The organism is Sphingomonas sp. SORGH_AS_0879 (assembly GCF_030819175.1).
Classification (GTDB): Bacteria; Pseudomonadota; Alphaproteobacteria; order Sphingomonadales; family Sphingomonadaceae; genus Sphingomonas.
The window spans coordinates 1,406,636-1,421,794 of record NZ_JAUTBJ010000002.1 but is presented as its reverse complement, the minus strand read 5'-3'; the positions used below and the strand labels follow the sequence as shown (position 1 = coordinate 1,421,794).

At 68.3% G+C, this 15,159-nt stretch carries 13 protein-coding genes; all 13 read right to left on the bottom strand.

Translation table 11 applies throughout. From position 1 onward, the window contains the following. Positions 1-204 precede the first annotated feature (204 nt). Positions 205-1,734 carry a cell division protein FtsZ gene (gene ftsZ, locus QE379_RS07515; RefSeq protein ID WP_306999349.1) on the bottom strand — a complete coding sequence of 510 codons (1,530 nt, stop codon included), beginning with the start codon at positions 1,732-1,734 and terminating at the stop codon, positions 205-207. A 119-nt stretch (positions 1,735-1,853) separates the two neighbouring features. Then, complete coding sequence (ftsA, locus tag QE379_RS07510) at positions 1,854-3,113, bottom strand: cell division protein FtsA (RefSeq protein ID WP_306999347.1); 1,260 nt, start codon at positions 3,111-3,113, stop codon at positions 1,854-1,856. Continuing rightward, positions 3,086-4,078 (bottom strand): cell division protein FtsQ/DivIB, encoded by a 993-nt coding sequence (locus QE379_RS07505; RefSeq protein ID WP_306999345.1) that lies wholly within the window; start codon positions 4,076-4,078, stop codon positions 3,086-3,088. Before QE379_RS07505 ends, ftsA begins: the two co-directional genes overlap by 28 nt. Further along, positions 4,075-5,025 carry a D-alanine--D-alanine ligase gene (locus QE379_RS07500; RefSeq protein ID WP_306999343.1) on the bottom strand — a complete coding sequence of 317 codons (951 nt, stop codon included), beginning with the start codon at positions 5,023-5,025 and terminating at the stop codon, positions 4,075-4,077. Before QE379_RS07500 ends, QE379_RS07505 begins: the two co-directional genes overlap by 4 nt. A 169-nt stretch (positions 5,026-5,194) precedes the next feature. Beyond that, positions 5,195-6,082: a UDP-N-acetylmuramate dehydrogenase gene (gene murB / locus QE379_RS07495; RefSeq protein WP_306999341.1), complete on the bottom strand. Its 888-nt coding sequence runs from the start codon at positions 6,080-6,082 to the stop codon at positions 5,195-5,197. Next, positions 6,079-7,494 (bottom strand): UDP-N-acetylmuramate--L-alanine ligase, encoded by a 1,416-nt coding sequence (gene murC / locus QE379_RS07490; protein WP_306999339.1) that lies wholly within the window; start codon positions 7,492-7,494, stop codon positions 6,079-6,081. Before murC ends, murB begins: the two co-directional genes overlap by 4 nt. Beyond that, positions 7,491-8,642: an undecaprenyldiphospho-muramoylpentapeptide beta-N-acetylglucosaminyltransferase gene (gene murG, locus QE379_RS07485; RefSeq protein ID WP_306999337.1), complete on the bottom strand. Its 1,152-nt coding sequence runs from the start codon at positions 8,640-8,642 to the stop codon at positions 7,491-7,493. Before murG ends, murC begins: the two co-directional genes overlap by 4 nt. Beyond that, complete coding sequence (locus QE379_RS07480; protein WP_373461741.1) at positions 8,639-9,871, bottom strand: FtsW/RodA/SpoVE family cell cycle protein; 1,233 nt, start codon at positions 9,869-9,871, stop codon at positions 8,639-8,641. The genes murG and QE379_RS07480 overlap by 4 nt, the downstream gene beginning before the upstream one ends. Continuing rightward, positions 9,868-11,157, bottom strand: coding sequence for a UDP-N-acetylmuramoyl-L-alanine--D-glutamate ligase (murD, locus tag QE379_RS07475; RefSeq protein WP_306999335.1), 1,290 nt, complete (start codon positions 11,155-11,157; stop codon positions 9,868-9,870). Before murD ends, QE379_RS07480 begins: the two co-directional genes overlap by 4 nt. Next, positions 11,154-12,224 (bottom strand): phospho-N-acetylmuramoyl-pentapeptide-transferase, encoded by a 1,071-nt coding sequence (mraY, locus tag QE379_RS07470; RefSeq protein ID WP_306999333.1) that lies wholly within the window; start codon positions 12,222-12,224, stop codon positions 11,154-11,156. The genes murD and mraY overlap by 4 nt, the downstream gene beginning before the upstream one ends. Continuing rightward, entirely contained in the window at positions 12,224-13,603 is a 1,380-nt protein-coding gene (gene murF / locus QE379_RS07465; RefSeq protein ID WP_306999331.1) for a UDP-N-acetylmuramoyl-tripeptide--D-alanyl-D-alanine ligase, read from the bottom strand. Before murF ends, mraY begins: the two co-directional genes overlap by 1 nt. Next, entirely contained in the window at positions 13,600-13,731 is a 132-nt protein-coding gene (locus QE379_RS07460; RefSeq protein ID WP_306999329.1) for a hypothetical protein, read from the bottom strand. Before QE379_RS07460 ends, murF begins: the two co-directional genes overlap by 4 nt. Next, positions 13,728-15,158 (bottom strand): UDP-N-acetylmuramoyl-L-alanyl-D-glutamate--2,6-diaminopimelate ligase, encoded by a 1,431-nt coding sequence (locus QE379_RS07455; protein WP_307003128.1) that lies wholly within the window; start codon positions 15,156-15,158, stop codon positions 13,728-13,730. Before QE379_RS07455 ends, QE379_RS07460 begins: the two co-directional genes overlap by 4 nt. Position 15,159: the final 1 nt, after the last annotated feature.

The following is a 15,159-nucleotide window of genomic DNA, read 5'->3' as shown; positions in this document are numbered from 1 at the left end:
GGGACACCCCTCCGTCAGGCCTTCGGCCTGCCACCTCCCCTTCCAGGGGAGCAATGGGATGGTGTCGTGCGCGACGGATCACGACATTTGCGACGACAGCTTATTGGACCGCGTCCGTCCCAAGACAAACGAAGGGCCCGCGCGATCTGGTCGCGCGGGCCCCTGTCCGTCGTCCCTGCCCCCTCGCGGGTGCCGGGCAAGATCTTACTGGTTGTTCTGCCGATGCAGAAAGCGCGGAATGTCGAGCGACGAGTCCGAGCCGCCCTGGGCATTGTCATCCCGCTGCGCGCCGCGTGCGGCGTTCGACATACGCTCGAACAGCGTGCCGCCCAGTTTCACGCGCGGGGCGGGCTGCGCCGGAGCCTCGCCCGCTTCGCTGCCCGGAGCCAGCCAGCGACGGCGAGCCTCTTCGCTGCCCGGCGCGGGTTCGGCCGGAGCCTGGACCGGGGCCGCAGGCGCCTGTGCCGGGGCGGCGGGAACGATCGTGTCGGCGCCCAGCACCAGTTCGTCATCCTCGCTCGGGGCCGGAGCGGGCGCGGGCTTGGGCGCGGCGGCGGCCAGCGACGAAGCGATGGGCGCGACCAGCGGTGCGGACGGCGCCGGAGCGGCACCCTGCTCAACCGGCGCGGCGGGCGTCGGAGCCGGGGGCGTCACCGCCGCCGGTTCGCTGGGACGATAGCTGGGCGTCTCGTCCGCCTTGCGCGCCATGCCGCCCATGCTGAAGCTGCTGCGCTGCGTCTCGGTCGGGGCAGCGGCGCCGGGCTTCACATCGGCGTCGATGCCGGTGGCGACCACCGACACGCGGATGCGGCCTTCCAGCTCGGGATTGAACGCCGAACCCCAGATGATGTTGGCGTCGGGATCGACCAGTTCGCGAATGTGATTCGCCGCCTCGTCGACCTCCAGCAGGCGCATGTCGTCGCCGCCGGTGATCGAGATGATGACGCCCTTTGCCCCCTGCATCGACACGCCGTCGAGCAGCGGGTTGGCGATCGCCTTCTGCGCCGCCTCGATCGCGCGATTGTCGCCGGTGGCCTCACCGGTGCCCATCATCGCCTTGCCCATCTCCTGCATCACCGAGCGGACGTCGGCGAAGTCGAGGTTGATCAGGCCCGGCATGACCATCAGGTCGGTGATACCGCGCACGCCCTGCTGCAACACCTCGTCCGCCATCGCGAACGCTTCCTTGAAAGTGGTGTTGGCGTTGGCGATCAGGAACAGATTCTGGTTGGGGATGACGATGAGGGTATCGACGTACTTCTGCAACTCCTCGATGCCGCCGTCCGCCGACTTGGCGCGACGATTGCCCTCGAAGGCGAAGGGCTTGGTCACCACGCCGACGGTCAGGATGCCCATGTCGCGCGCCGCCTTGGCGATGACCGGGGCCGCACCGGTGCCGGTGCCGCCGCCCATGCCCGCCGCGATGAAGCACATATGGCTGCCCTCGAGCAGGCGCGACAGATCCTCGATCGTCTCCTCGGCTGCCGCGCGCCCGATTTCCGGACGGCTACCCGCGCCCAGCCCTTGCGTGATCTTGGCACCCAACTGGATACGCTGCGGCGCGATCGACTGTTTCAGCGCCTGCGCGTCGGTATTGGCGACGAGGAAATCCACGCCCTGCACCTCGGCGCGCATCATGTTCGCGATCGCGTTGCCGCCGGCACCGCCGACGCCGATCACCGCGATACGCGGCGTCAGTTCGTCGACCTCGGGTGCGATGAATTCGATGCTCATCCCAATTCTACTCCGCCGTTCCCGGTCGATACGCTAAGACCGGGCCCCTGAATGACTGTTAGTGCACCAGTCAAAGCCCTGGTGCCAACCCAAAACCGTCGAACATACGACGCTTTCGCTTAATAATTCGCCTTCGCCGCCTGAATCAGCCGCCGAAACAGCCCCATGCCGCTGGGCCGGTGGACCGTCTGGTTGGTCGGCGCGATGCTGCGCAGGTCGATCGGATCGGTCGCGGCATAGAATGCCAGCCCCGCCAGCGTCGCGAAAGCCGGGCCGCCATGCGCATCGGGCAGGCCGGACAGCCCGCGCGGTCGCCCGATCCGAACCGAGCGGCCCAGCGCCTGCTGTGCATAGTCGGCGATCCCCTTCAACTCCGCGCCGCCGCCGGTCAGCACCACCTGGCGCCCCACCGGCCCCTCGAACTTCAGATGCTGGAGCGCCTTGCGGATCTCACCCATCTGATGCTCCAGCCGCTGGCGGATCACGCCGATCAGTTGCGCCTTGGTGATCTGCATCGTGTCGCCGCCATCTTCCGCGGAGATCGGCGTAACCTGTAGCATGTCGTGATTGTCGCGCGGGGAGGCGTTGGCCGAGCCGTGGAAGCACTTCATCCGTTCGGCCATCTGTCGCCGCGTGCCGAAAGCCGACGCCACGTCGTCGGTGATGTCCGCCGCGCCCATCGGCAGTGAGCAGAGCCCGACCAGCATCCCGCCCGCGAACAACGAGACATTGGTGATCCCCGCCCCCATCTCGACCAGCGCGACGCCCAGTTCGCGCTCTTCGTCGGACAGGCAGGCCAGGCCCGTGGCGACGGGTGCCGCGATGATCGACTTCACCTCCAGATGCGCCGAGCGGACGCACAGATCGAGGTTGCGGACCGGCGATCCGTCGGCGGCGACGACATGGATATGGACGCCCAGCCGATCGGCATGGAGGCCCAGCGGCTTCTTGACCCCTGTCAGCCCGTCGAGCGTGTAGAGCGCAGGCTGCGCGTGCAGCACCATCCGCCCCTGCGGATCGATCGAGTTGCGCCCCGCCGCCAGCAGCGCGTCGATATCGCCCTGCTCGACCTGATGGCCGCCCAGCTCGAACTCGACCTCGGCCACGTCGGACACCAGGCCACCGGCGGAAAAGCCGACCCAGACATTCTCGATGTTCAGGCCCGCAATCCGCTCGGCCTGTTCGACCGCCTCGCGCACCGCCGCCTCCGTCGCGCCCATGTCGGCGATATAGCCGCGCTTGACGCCCCGGCTCTCGCGCTGGCCCGTGCCCAGCACGATCAGTTCGCCGCCATCGCCCTTGCGCGCGATCAGGGCGGACACCTTGGACGATCCGATGTCCAGGGCGGTGATCAGCCCTTCGGGTGCAATCTTTGCCATGCTCTTGCTACCCCTGTGATTCCCCGTCGTTGCGCGGCCCCTCCGCGCCACCGTCCGTGACAGGCTCGCCCGTCGCGGCTGCGCCCGCCTGTGCCGGTTCGGCCAGAGCGTGATTCTGATTCAATCCGGGCTTGCGCCGCAACCAGCTTCGCGGGATCGCGCATGTCGAAGCGGAGCCAGCCGCGCCCCAGCAACGGCCGTGATCCGTCCATCGCCGCGAACTTCATCAACGCCGCCCCTGCCCCATCCTCCGGCAAGGCCAGCGTCTCGCCGCTGTCGAAGGTCAGGTCCCAGCGGCGATTGCCGATCCAGGTCGCCGCCTTCACGCGCGGTTTCAACGCGGGCGCGGCGGACAACAACGCCTGATAGGCGGGCTCCTGCAAATTCGCGCCCGGCCCGATGATCAGCGGCAGGTCGGGCATCGCCTCGGGCTGCACCGGCTCCAGCAACACGCCGCCCGCGTCGATCAGGGTGAGGTGGCCATTATCCTGCCACACCGCCGCCGGGGTCCGCTCCTCGATATCGACCAACAGCGTGTCGGGCAGGCGACGCGAGACATGCGCGTCCTTGATCCAGCCGTACCGCAGCAGCTTGGCGCGGACATCCTCCAGATTGACCAGCGGCATCGCCCGGCTCTGCTGGTCGAGCGCGACGGCATAGACGGTCATCCGGTCCATGCGCTTCAGGCCGGTCACCTCGATCTGCTGGACGCGAAAACCGGCATGGCCCGCCTGCTCGGCGATCGCCGTGCCGATCATGCCGGGCACGCCGACATAGGTCGCGACCGCCAGCACCGCCGCGCCCGCGCCGCCCAATATCGCCCAGGTGACCGCCTTCTTGACCGCCTCCTCGCTGACCGGCAGCTTGGCCAGCACCCGTTCGGACAGCGTCGCGCGCTTCACCGGCTGGCGGCGGCGCGGCACCGGGCGGCGGGGGGACGGCCCGCGCTTGATCGTGCGGCTCATCCGGCGCGTTCCCGTTCGATCGGGTTGGCCTTATACCATTCGACCGCCTCATCGACGATGGCCTGGACCAACCTGTCGTAATCCATGCCGACATGACGCCCCTGTTCGGGCACCAGGCTGAGCGGGGTCATGCCCGGCTGGGTGTTGACCTCCAACAGGAACAGCCCGTCCACGCCGCGCTCGTCGTCCCAGCGAAAGTCGGAGCGCGACGCGCCACGGCAACCGAGAATACGGTGCGCCTCCAGCGCCAGCGACTTGCACGCCTCGGCGATGTCGTCGGGGATCTGCGCGGGACAGACATGCTCAGTCAGGCCATCCGTGTACTTCGCGTCGAAATCATACCAGCCATTCTTGGGCTTCAACTCGGTCACGCCCAGCGCACGGTTTCCAAGCACGGCGGTCGTCAGTTCACGGCCCCGGATATAGGGCTCTGCCAGCAGTTCCTCGAACTCCCCCCAGGGGCCCGCCGCATCGCGGGCGATCGGGTTGCCGTGGTTGCTCGTGTCGGTGACGATGGCCACGCCGACCGAAGAGCCCTCGTTGACGGGCTTGAGCACATAGGGGCGCGGCAAGGGGTCGGCGGCGAACAAATCCTCCGACTTCACGATGCGACCGCCGGGCATGGGGATGCCGTGCGGGACCAAAGCCTGCTTGGTCAGCACCTTGTCGATCGCGATGACCGAGGTGGCGAGCCCCGAATGGGTGTACGCAATCCCCATCAGGTCGAGCATCCCCTGCACGGTGCCGTCCTCTCCGGGGGAGCCGTGCAGCGCGTTGAAGACGATATCGGGCTTGGCCGCGACCAGCTTGGCCGCGACGTCGCGGTCCATGTCGATCCGGGTGACGCGGTGGCCGTTCCGTTCCAGCGCATCGGCGACGCCCGCGCCCGACATCAGCGACACCGGCCGCTCCGCCGACCAGCCGCCCATCAGTACCGCGATATGCATCACCCGATCCTTGTTGTTTGCGTGGGGACCTTCTCAATCCTCCCCAAGCTCTGCTTGGGGAGGGGGACCAGCCGCAGGCTGGTGGAGGGGCAAGCCCCTCGCCCCTCCACCACCGCTTCGCGGCGGTCCCCCTCCCCATCGAAGATGGGGAGGAATGGAGAAGCGGCGCTCACTTCGCCACTCCGACGCGCTGGATTTCCCATTCGAGCGTCACGCCCGACTGGGCCTTCACCTTGTCCCGCACTTCCTCGCCCAACGCCTCGATCTCCGCCGCCGTGGCGTTGCCCAGGTTTAGAAGGAAATTACAATGTTTCTCCGACACCTGCGCATCGCCCAGCGTCAGCCCGCGACAGCCCGCCGCATCGACCAAGGCCCAGGCCTTGTGGCCCTGCGGGTTCTTGAAGGTCGAACCGCCGGTCTTCGATCGCAACGGCTGCGACGCCTCGCGCGCGGCGGCGATGCGATCCATCTCGGCCTGAATCACTTGCGGTTCGGCGGCATGGCCCCGGAAGACCGCCTCGACCACCACCGTCCCGTCGGTCAGGTTGGAGTGGCGGTAGGTGTATTCGAGGTCGGCGACGCCCAGCGTCTCGACCGTGCCGTCGCGGCGGACGACGGTGGCGGACACCAGCACATCGGCCACCTCACGCCCATAGGCCCCGCCATTCATCCGCACGAACCCGCCGACCGTACCGGGGATCGAACGCAGAAACTCCAGCCCACCGATCCCCGCATCGCGCGCATTGGATGACGCCAGAATGCCCGAAGTCCCGCCGCCGCAGGTGACGAGGTGCCCTTCCCCCGCCCGCGCATAGGAAAAGGGCTTGCCCAGCCGCACGACGACACCCGGCACGCCGCCGTCCCGCACGATCAGGTTGGAACCCAGGCCTAGCGCCATGACGGGCACGTCGGCTCCCAGCCTCTTCAGGAACGCCGACAGGTCCTCCACGTCCCTGGGCTCGAGCAGATATTCGGCCGGTCCGCCCGCCTTGAACCACACGAGCGGCGCCAGCGGCGCGCCCGGAGTCAGTCGGCCGGCGGTGTCGGGCAAGGTCATCGGCGCGCCTCGATGGCGCTTGCCAGGCCCGCCGCCCATTTGGTGATGTCGCCCGCGCCTAGGCACACGACCATGTCGTCCGCGCGGATCGACCCCGCCAGTTCCTCGGCCAGCGCATCGGCGTCGGCGACCGTTGCGGTCGAGCGATGCCCGCGCCGCTTCAACCCCTCGACCAGCGCCTCGGCGTCGACACCCTCGATCGGCTGTTCGCCCGCCGCATAGACCGGCGTCACCAGCACGCGGTCGGCGTCGTTGAAGGCGGTCTGGAACTCCTCCATCAAATTGCCGAGCCGGGTGTAGCGATGCGGCTGCACCACCGCGATCACGCGACCGCGCGCGCCTTCGCGGGCGGCGGCCAGCACCGCGCGGATTTCGACCGGGTGGTGGCCGTAATCGTCGATCACGGTCGCCGTGCCGCCGTCCACCGCGATTTCGCCGACCTTGGTGAAGCGGCGCTTGACCCCGCCGAACTGGCCGAAGCCCTGCTGGATGGTCGCATCGTCGATGCCCAGTTCCAGCGCCACGCCGATCGCGGCCAGCGCGTTCTGGACGTTATGGCGGCCCGGCATCGGCAACTCGATCCCTTCGATCGAGCGAACCGTCCCGTCGCGGTTGCGGATGATCGCCTCGAACCGATTGCCGCCGGGGATGGGCGTGACGTTGACGCCGCGCACGTCCGCCTGCGCGGAAAAGCCATAGGTCACCACGCGCCGGTCGCGAACGCGCGGCAGGATATTCTGAACCTCGGGATGGTCGAGGCAGAGCAAAGCCGCGCCGTAGAAGGGCACATTCTCGACGAACTCGACAAAGGCGTCCTTCACCCGGTCGAACGAGCCGTAATGGTCCAGATGCTCAGGGTCGATATTGGTGACGACCGCGATCGTGCCGTCCAGCCGCAGGAAGCTGCCGTCGCTTTCGTCCGCCTCGACCACCATCCAGTCGCTCGCACCCAGACGGGCGTTGGAGCCATAGCTGTTGATGATGCCCCCATTGATGACGGTCGGGTCCACCCCGCCCGCATCCAGCAGCGCCGCGACCATCGAGGTGGTCGTGGTCTTGCCATGCGTGCCCGCCACCGCGACGGTGGACTTGAGCCGCATCAGCTCGGCCAGCATCTCGGCGCGGCGCACCACGGGGATGCGGCGTTCCAGCGCGGCTTCGACTTCGGGGTTGGACCGGGTGATCGCGGTCGAGGTGACGACCACCGCCGCATCGCCCAGATTGTCGGCGGCATGGCCGATCGCGACCGGAATGCCCTTGTCGCGCAGGCCCTGCACGACATAGCCCTCGGCCACGTCGGAGCCTTGGACGCGGTAGCCGAGATTCTTCATTACCTCGGCAATGCCCGACATGCCGATGCCGCCGATGCCGACGAAGTGGATCGTGCCGATATCCGTGGCGACGCCCTTCATGCGCCTGCTCCCGCCAAATTCTGTCCCTCTCGTGCCGCCCCGACCGGCAAGACCATGCGCGGCGCATCCAGCCTCTCGACCAGATCGGCGAGGTCGCTCGCCGCCTCGGGCCGTCCGCAGCCGCGCGCGCGTCCCGCCGCGTTCTCCAGCGCCGCCGGGTCGAGGCCCAGCTTCTGCATCTGCTTGGCGAGTTCGACGGGCGTGAAATCCTTCTGCGCGATCGTCCGCGCGCCGCCCGCCCGGGTCATCTCGCACGCGTTCACCGTCTGGTGATCATCGGTCGCGGAGGGCAGCGGCACGAGGATCGCGGGCCGTCCCGCCACCGTCAGTTCGGCCAACGTCGAAGCCCCCGCCCGCGCGATCACGAGATGCGCCCAGGCCAGTTGCTCGGGCAGATCGGGGAGATAGGTGGCGAGTTCGGCCGGAATCTCATGCTCGGCATATTTGGCGCGGACTTCGTCGATATCCTCGATCCGCGCCTGATGCGTCACCTGCAACCGCCGCCGGAAGGTGACGGGCAACATGGCGAGGCCGTCGGGCACCACCTTGGACAAGATGCTCGCCCCCTGGCTGCCGCCGGTCACGAGGACGCGGAAGATGCCGTCCTCCTCCAGCAGCGGATAGGGCCGCGCCCGCAGCGCCCGCACCTGGTCGCGCACCGGATTGCCGATCAGCCGCGTCTTGTCGGCATGTTTGGCGCTCAGCCGCTGGGTATCCTCATAGGATAGCGCGATCGCATCGACCTTGCCCGCGACCAGCCGGTTCACCCGGCCCAGCACGGCATTCTGTTCGTGGATCGCGGTCGGGATGCCTTCCGCGAACGCCGCCAGCAGCGCGGGCATGGCGGGATAGCCACCGAAACCGATGACGGCAGCGGGGCGGAAGGTCTTGTAGAGTTCGCGCGCCATCGCCCGGCCGCGCCACATCTCACGCAACGCCTTGGCCCAGCCCATCGGCCCGCCCGCAAAACGCCCGGCGGGCAGGACATGGGTCTGGATATCCTCGAACAGCCCCGGAAAGCGCACGCCGCGCGCATCCGATACCAGCGCGACCCGGTGGCCGCGCCGGGTCAGCTCGGCCGCCAGCGCGGCGGCGGGGACCATATGGCCGCCGGTTCCTCCGGCGGCGAGGACGAAGTGACGGCTCATTGCCCGCTCCACCTGACTATATAGGGGCTGCGCGTCAGGAACGGATTGCGCCGGGTGAACGCCAGCAACAACCCCATCCCGATCGACAGCGCGATCATCGACGAGCCGCCATAGCTGATGAACGGCAGGGTCATCCCCTTGGAAGGGGCCAAACCCGTGTTCACCGCCATCGAGATCAGCGCCTGCGCGCCGAACTGCACGGCCAGCCCCGAGGCGGCGTAGAGCTTGAACTCGTCCTGTTCGTCAAGCAGCTTCACGAACACCCGCACCACGATCGCCAGGAAAACCAGCGCGATGATCGAACAGGCGATCAGCCCGAACTCTTCGCCGATCACCGAGAAGATATAGTCGGTATGCGCCTCGGGCAGTCCGAACTTGGCCGATCCCCCGCCCGGCCCGGTGCCGGTCCATCCACCCGCCGTCAGCGTGTTGTGCGCGGCATTGACCTGGAAATGGTCGGCTGCGCCCTCGCCATCGACATCGGGAAACAGGAAGGCGTTGATGCGGCTCCGCGCCACGCCATAGAACATATAGGCGGCGGTCAGCCCCACCGGCACCATCGCCGCCAGCCCCAGCAGAACGCGCATCGGCGTCCCCGAAATCATCAGCAGCGCCGCCCACACCATACAGAAGACGATGGTCTGCCCGAAATCGGGTTGCAGCATCAGCAGACCGGCCACCAACCCGGTCATCCCCATGGTGATGAGCGTCGCGGGCAGATCGCGCTCCTTGGCCTTGAGCGACAATATCCATGCGGTGGTGACGATGAACATCGGCTTCAAGAATTCGGACGGCTGGAACTGCGCGATGCCGAAGCCGATCCAGCGCCGCGCGCCGTTGATCTCCACCCCGACAAAGGGCGTGACCGCCAGGATCGCGATCAGGATCCCCGTGCCCAGCACCGCCATCCGCCGCGCGGTGACGACCGGCAGCATCGAGACGACGAACAACACGGGCAGCGACACACCCACCCACATCACCTGTCGCCAGAAATAATAGAGCGGCGCGAACTTCCGATGCTCGCCGGAATAGCGCATGGCGGTGGCCGGGCTGGCGGCGGCGACCGCGATCAGGCCGATCGCGATCAGGAACAGGGTGAGCAACAGCAGCACCCGGTCGATATCCCAGAACCAGGTGCCCAGCGGCGAGCGGTCGCCACGCCCGCCACGTCCCTTGATCGATCCGATCAGGCCGGGACGCGGGCCGGGCTTTGCAGTGCGATCGTTCACGCCAGAGCCTCCACCGCCGCGCGAAAGGCATCGCCCCGCGCTTCATAATCGCGAAACTGGTCGAAGCTGGCACAGGCCGGCGACAGCAGCACCGTCTCGCCGGGCAGCGCCGCCGCCGCCGCGTGGGCGACCGCCGCCTCCAGCGTGCCGGATTGCTCGACCACGGGCACCTTGTCCTTCAACAGGTCGAAGAACAGCGGTGCCGCCTCACCGATGGTATAGGCCGCGACGACATGATCCAGATGCGCGGCGCAGGCGTCTAGGTCGTCGCCCTTGCGCTTGCCGCCGACGATCCAGTGAACGCGCGGGAAGGCGGCGAGCGCGGGCGCGGTGGACTCGGGGTTGGTCGCCTTGGAATCGTTGACGAAGGCCACGCCGTTCCGGGTCGCGACATGCTGCATCCGGTGCGGCAAGCTGGCGTAGCTGGCAAGGCCCGCCTCGATCGCGGCTTCGCTGAGGCCCAGCGCGCGGGTCACGGCGATCGCCGCCAGCGCATTCTGGGCGTTGTGCGGGCCTTGCAGCGCGGGCCAGCGGCTCTGGTCGATCACGGTGTCGGGCGTGATCGTCACCAGATCGTCGGTGCGTCCGGCCAGACCTTGCGCGATATTGGCGGAGGCTTCGTCGCCCGTGCCGACGACCGCGACATGCCCCGCCGACTGCATCGCGAACAGCCGCGCCTTGGACGCGGCATAGCCCGCAAAGCCGTCATAGCGATCGAGATGATCGGGCGTGATGTTGAGCAGCACCGCCACGTCGCAATCCAGCGCTCGCGTCAGGTCGATCTGATAGCTGGACAGTTCCAGCACATAGACCCCACCCTCGGGCAGAGGCTCCTGCCCCAGGATCGGCAGGCCGATATTGCCGCCCATCAGGCTCGGCACACCCGCCGTCTTCAGGATATGGTGGACCAGCGCGGTCGTGGTCGACTTGCCATTGGTGCCGGTGATGCCGACGACCTTGTGCGAGGGCAGGTCTTTGCGCGCCTGGGCGAAGAGTTCGATGTCGCCGATCACCGGCACCCCCGCCGCCCGCGCCTTCGCGGCGAGAGGGTGGGTATTGAGGGGAACGCCCGGCGACACCACCAGCGCGTCGACGCCCGACAGATTTTCCAGCGGCGCCACGCCCAGCCGGTCGTGCGCGGCAAAGGCCTCGCGCTTGGCGGGATCGCTGTCCCACGCCACCACGCTCGCCCCGCCCGCCAGCAGCGCCGAAACGCTCGCGGCGCCGGAGCGTGCGAGCCCCAGCACCGCGTAACGTTTCCCCGCCCAGTCGCGCGAAACGATCATCGCAGCTTCAACGTCGACAGGCCCGCCAGCGCCAGCACGAAGGCGATGATCCAGAAACGGATCACGACCGTCGGCTCCGACCAGCCGAGCTGTTCGAAATGATGGTGGATCGGCGCCATGCGGAACACGCGCCTGCCGGTCCGCTTGTAGAAGAAGACCTGGATGATGACCGACATCGCCTCGACCACGAACAGGCCGCCGATGATGCCCAGCACGATCTCATGATGCGCGACGACCGCAATGGTGCCCAGCGCGCCGCCCAGCGCCAGGCTGCCCGTATCCCCCATGAACACGGCCGCCGGGGGCGCGTTGAACCACAGGAAGGCGAGGCCCGCACCGACCACCGCGCCGCAGAAGATGGCGAGTTCCCCCGCCCCCGGCACATGCGGGATGCCGAGATAATCGGCGAACTTCACATTGCCCGCCAGATAGACGATGACCATGAACGCCACGCTGGCGATGATCACCGGCATGGTCGCCAGCCCGTCCAGGCCATCGGTCAGGTTCACCGCATTGCCGAACGCCACGATCGTGAAGGCGGCGAACAGCGGGTAGAAATAGCCCAGGTCGATATACATGCGCGAGGTGAAGGGCAGGTAGAGATGCGGCCCGTTCTGCCCCATGATGATCCACGCCGCGACACCCGCAATGGCGAACTCCAGCAGCAGCCGGGTCTTGCCCGACACGCCCGCCGTGGAGGCCTTCCGAACCTTGTCATAATCGTCGAGGAACCCGATCGCGCCGAACCCCAGCGTCACGAACAGACACGCCCAGACGAACGGGTTGAACACGTTCATCCAGATCAGGATGGACAGCGTCATGCTGGTCAGGATCATCAGCCCGCCCATGGTCGGCGTGCCGCGCTTGGCGAGATGCGTCTGCGGCCCGTCGGCGCGGATCGGCTGCCCCTTGCCCTGGCGGACACGCAGCCAGCCGATGAAGCGCGGGCCGATGATCAGGCCGATCAGAAGCGCGGTCGCCACCGTCGCGCCGGTGCGGAACGACTGATAGCGGATGAGGTTGGAAAGCCCCGGAAAGCCCAGATGCTCCGCGATCCAGTACAGCATTAGTCTTGCGCCCCGCCCGTTCGCGTTTCGTCACGAAGAGCCGCCACCACGCGCGACAGCCCCACTCCGTTCGATCCCTTGATCAGCACCACATCGTCGGGCGTCATGATCGAAGCCAGCGCCTCGCGCGCGGCCTTAGCATCGGTCACATGGACGAAATCCACCCGCCCCTCAAGCGCGGCCGCGAGCGGGGCCATCGACTCGCCGACCAACAGCGCCCGTTCGACGCGCGCGGCCAGGATCGGTTCGGCCAGCCCCGCATGATAATCGGCGGAGTCCTCGCCCAGTTCGCGCATCTCGCCCAGCACCGCGACATGCCGCCCCGGCTCCTCGGCCAGCACCGCCAGCGTGGCGCGCATCGAGGCGGGGTTGGCGTTGTAGCTTTCGTCGATGACGAGCGCGCCGTTGCCGGCCCGGAATCGCGCGCCACGCCCCGCCAGTCCACCCAGTTCGGCCAGCGCCAGCCCCGCGAGGCCCAGATCGCCGCCCGCCGCATCGACCGCCGCCAGCACGGCGAGCGCGTTGGAAACCCAATGCTGCCCCGCCTGTGACAGGGTGAAGTTCAGATCACGGTCGCCCAGCCGCGCGGTCACGAAGCTGCCCCCGGTCGGTCCGCGCATCGCCTCGACCGCGCGGACATCGGCGGCGGGATCGAAGCCGAAGGTGACGATGCGGTCCGCATGGGGCCGCGCCGCCGCGATCAGGCGGTCGCGATGCGGGCTGTCATAGGGGACGATGGCGGTGCCGCCGGGCTGAAGCCCCTGGAATATCTCGCCCTTGGCATCGGCGATGGCGGATTCGTCGGGGAAGAATTCCGTATGCGCGGGCGCGATCGCGGTGACGATGGCGATATGCGGGCGCACCATCGCGGTCAGCGCGGACAGTTCGCCCGCATGGTTCATCCCCATCTCGAACACGCCCGCCCGCACGTCACGAGGCATCCGCGCCAGGCTCAAGGGCACGCCGGTATGGTTGTTGTAGCTCTTGACCGAGCGATGCACAGCGCCCCGCCAGCCGCGATCCAGCGCGGCGTAAAGTGCTTCCTTGGCGCTGGTCTTGCCGACCGATCCGGTGACGCCGATGATCGTCGCATCGGTCCGGGCACGGCTCGCGCAACCCAGATCCTCCAGCGCGCGGAAACTGTCGGCGACGCGGACATGGGGATGGTCGGTATCGGCACTGACCAGAGCGCCCGCCGCCCCTTGCGCAAAGGCCTGGTCCAGGAAGCGGTGCCCGTCGGTCGCATCGCCCCGCATCGCGACGAACAGATCACCGGAGCCGACCTCGCGGCTATCGAAGGCGACGCCCGACACGGCGAAGTCGGCGGACGCGGTCCCGCCGGTCGCCTCGGCGATCTCCTGCGCGGTCCACAGGGTCATTTGCGCTCCTCGGTCGTCCTGGCGCCATAATGCAGCGACAGCTTGGGACGCACCCGGACGGGCGTTTCCGGCTGTTCGGCTTCGGCCTTCTGCACCGGGGGCGTCTTCGTCGTGGGCTTGGCCGTCATGCCGCGCACTCCCGCGCGACGGTCACATCATCGAAGGGCAGGACGAGGTCGCCGACGATCTGGCCCTGCTCATGCCCCTTGCCCGCGATCAGAACGATATCCTGCTCGCCCGCCTCGGCGATGGCGGCGGCAATGGCCTGGCGGCGGTCGCCGATCTCGATTGCGCCGGTCGCCCCGCGCATCACCTGCGCGCGAATCGCGGCGGGGTCTTCGGTACGGGGATTGTCGTCGGTCACGATCACCCGATCGGCATGCATCGAGGCCACCTGGCCCATGACCTCGCGCTTGCCCGCATCGCGGTCGCCCCCTGCGCCGAACACCACGATCAGCCGTCCGCCCGCATGGGGCTTGAGCGCCGCGATCGCGGCTTCCAGCGCGTCAGGGGTATGGGCATAATCGACATAGATGGGCGCGCCGCCGCGCGCGACGGCGGCGCGCTCCAGCCGCCCGCGCACCGGCTGCAACCGGGCGAGGTCGGCGATGGTCCTCGCGACATCGCCGCCGGTGGCGATCACCAGCCCCGCCGAAACCAGCGCATTGGCGGCCTGATAGGCACCGATCAGCGGCAACTGCACCTTGTGGGTGACGCCATGCTCGTCCTCGATCGCCAGCCCCTGCCCCAGCAGCGTCGGATGCCGCTCGACCAGCTTCAGCGTCGATCCCCGCTCGCCGACCGTCACCAGCCTGTTGCCACGCGCCCGCGCCAGATCGATGACGCGCCCGCTCTCGACATCGTCGGCCCAGACGACCGCCGTGCCGGTGGGCGACAACACCTCGGAGAAAAGCCGCATCTTGGCCGCCAGATAGGCGCCCATGTCACCGTGATAGTCCAGATGATCGCGCGACAAATTAGTAAAGGCCGCAGCCGACACCTCCAGCCCCTCGGTGCGATACTGGGTCAGGCCGTGGCTCGACGCCTCGAACGCCAGATGGGTCACGCCCTCGCGCGCCAGCCCTGCGACGTTGGACAGGAAGGTCACGACATCGGGTGTGGTCAGCCCGGTATAGGTGCGCTCGTCGGCGGTGGTCACGCCCAGCGTCCCGATCGAGGCGGCGTGATGCCCCGCCATCCGCCAGAGCTGGCGCGTCATCTCCACGGTCGAGGTCTTGCCGTTGGTCCCCGTCACCGCCACCGCCGTCGCCGGGAAGGGCGCAAAAAAGGCCGCCGCCAGCCGGGCGAAGGCCGCGCGCGGCTCGTCCGAGGCGATGTAGACCGCCCCCTCCACCGTCACGCCGGGCCGCGCGACGACCGCGACCGCGCCGCTGCGCACCGCATCCGCGATGAAGTCCTCGCCATTCACCCGCGCGCCCTGGAAGGCGCCGAAGACGGTGCCCGGTGCGACCTTGCGGTGGTCAATCGCGAAACCGGAAACGAGGGCGTCACCGCCCTCGCCCATATCTTGCCCGGTCAACTGGTTCAGCTTCATG

Excerpts from the sequence above, each read along its gene's own strand:
- ftsA (WP_306999347.1), bottom strand. The coding sequence starts at position 3,113 with ATGGCAAAGATTGCACCCGAAGGGCTGATCACCGCCCTGGACATCGGA.
- QE379_RS07460 (WP_306999329.1), bottom strand. The coding sequence starts at position 13,731 with ATGACGGCCAAGCCCACGACGAAGACGCCCCCGGTGCAGAAGGCCGAA.
- murD (WP_306999335.1), bottom strand. The coding sequence starts at position 11,157 with ATGATCGTTTCGCGCGACTGGGCGGGGAAACGTTACGCGGTGCTGGGG.
- murC (WP_306999339.1), bottom strand. The coding sequence starts at position 7,494 with ATGAAGGGCGTCGCCACGGATATCGGCACGATCCACTTCGTCGGCATC.
- ftsZ (WP_306999349.1), bottom strand. The coding sequence starts at position 1,734 with ATGAGCATCGAATTCATCGCACCCGAGGTCGACGAACTGACGCCGCGT.
- QE379_RS07455 (WP_307003128.1), bottom strand. The coding sequence starts at position 15,158 with ATGAAGCTGAACCAGTTGACCGGGCAAGATATGGGCGAGGGCGGTGAC.
- murF (WP_306999331.1), bottom strand. The coding sequence starts at position 13,603 with ATGACCCTGTGGACCGCGCAGGAGATCGCCGAGGCGACCGGCGGGACC.
- murG (WP_306999337.1), bottom strand. The coding sequence starts at position 8,642 with ATGAGCCGTCACTTCGTCCTCGCCGCCGGAGGAACCGGCGGCCATATG.
- QE379_RS07500 (WP_306999343.1), bottom strand. The coding sequence starts at position 5,025 with ATGCATATCGCGGTACTGATGGGCGGCTGGTCGGCGGAGCGGCCGGTG.
- mraY (WP_306999333.1), bottom strand. The coding sequence starts at position 12,224 with ATGCTGTACTGGATCGCGGAGCATCTGGGCTTTCCGGGGCTTTCCAAC.
- murB (WP_306999341.1), bottom strand. The coding sequence starts at position 6,082 with ATGACCTTGCCCGACACCGCCGGCCGACTGACTCCGGGCGCGCCGCTG.
- QE379_RS07505 (WP_306999345.1), bottom strand. The coding sequence starts at position 4,078 with ATGAGCCGCACGATCAAGCGCGGGCCGTCCCCCCGCCGCCCGGTGCCG.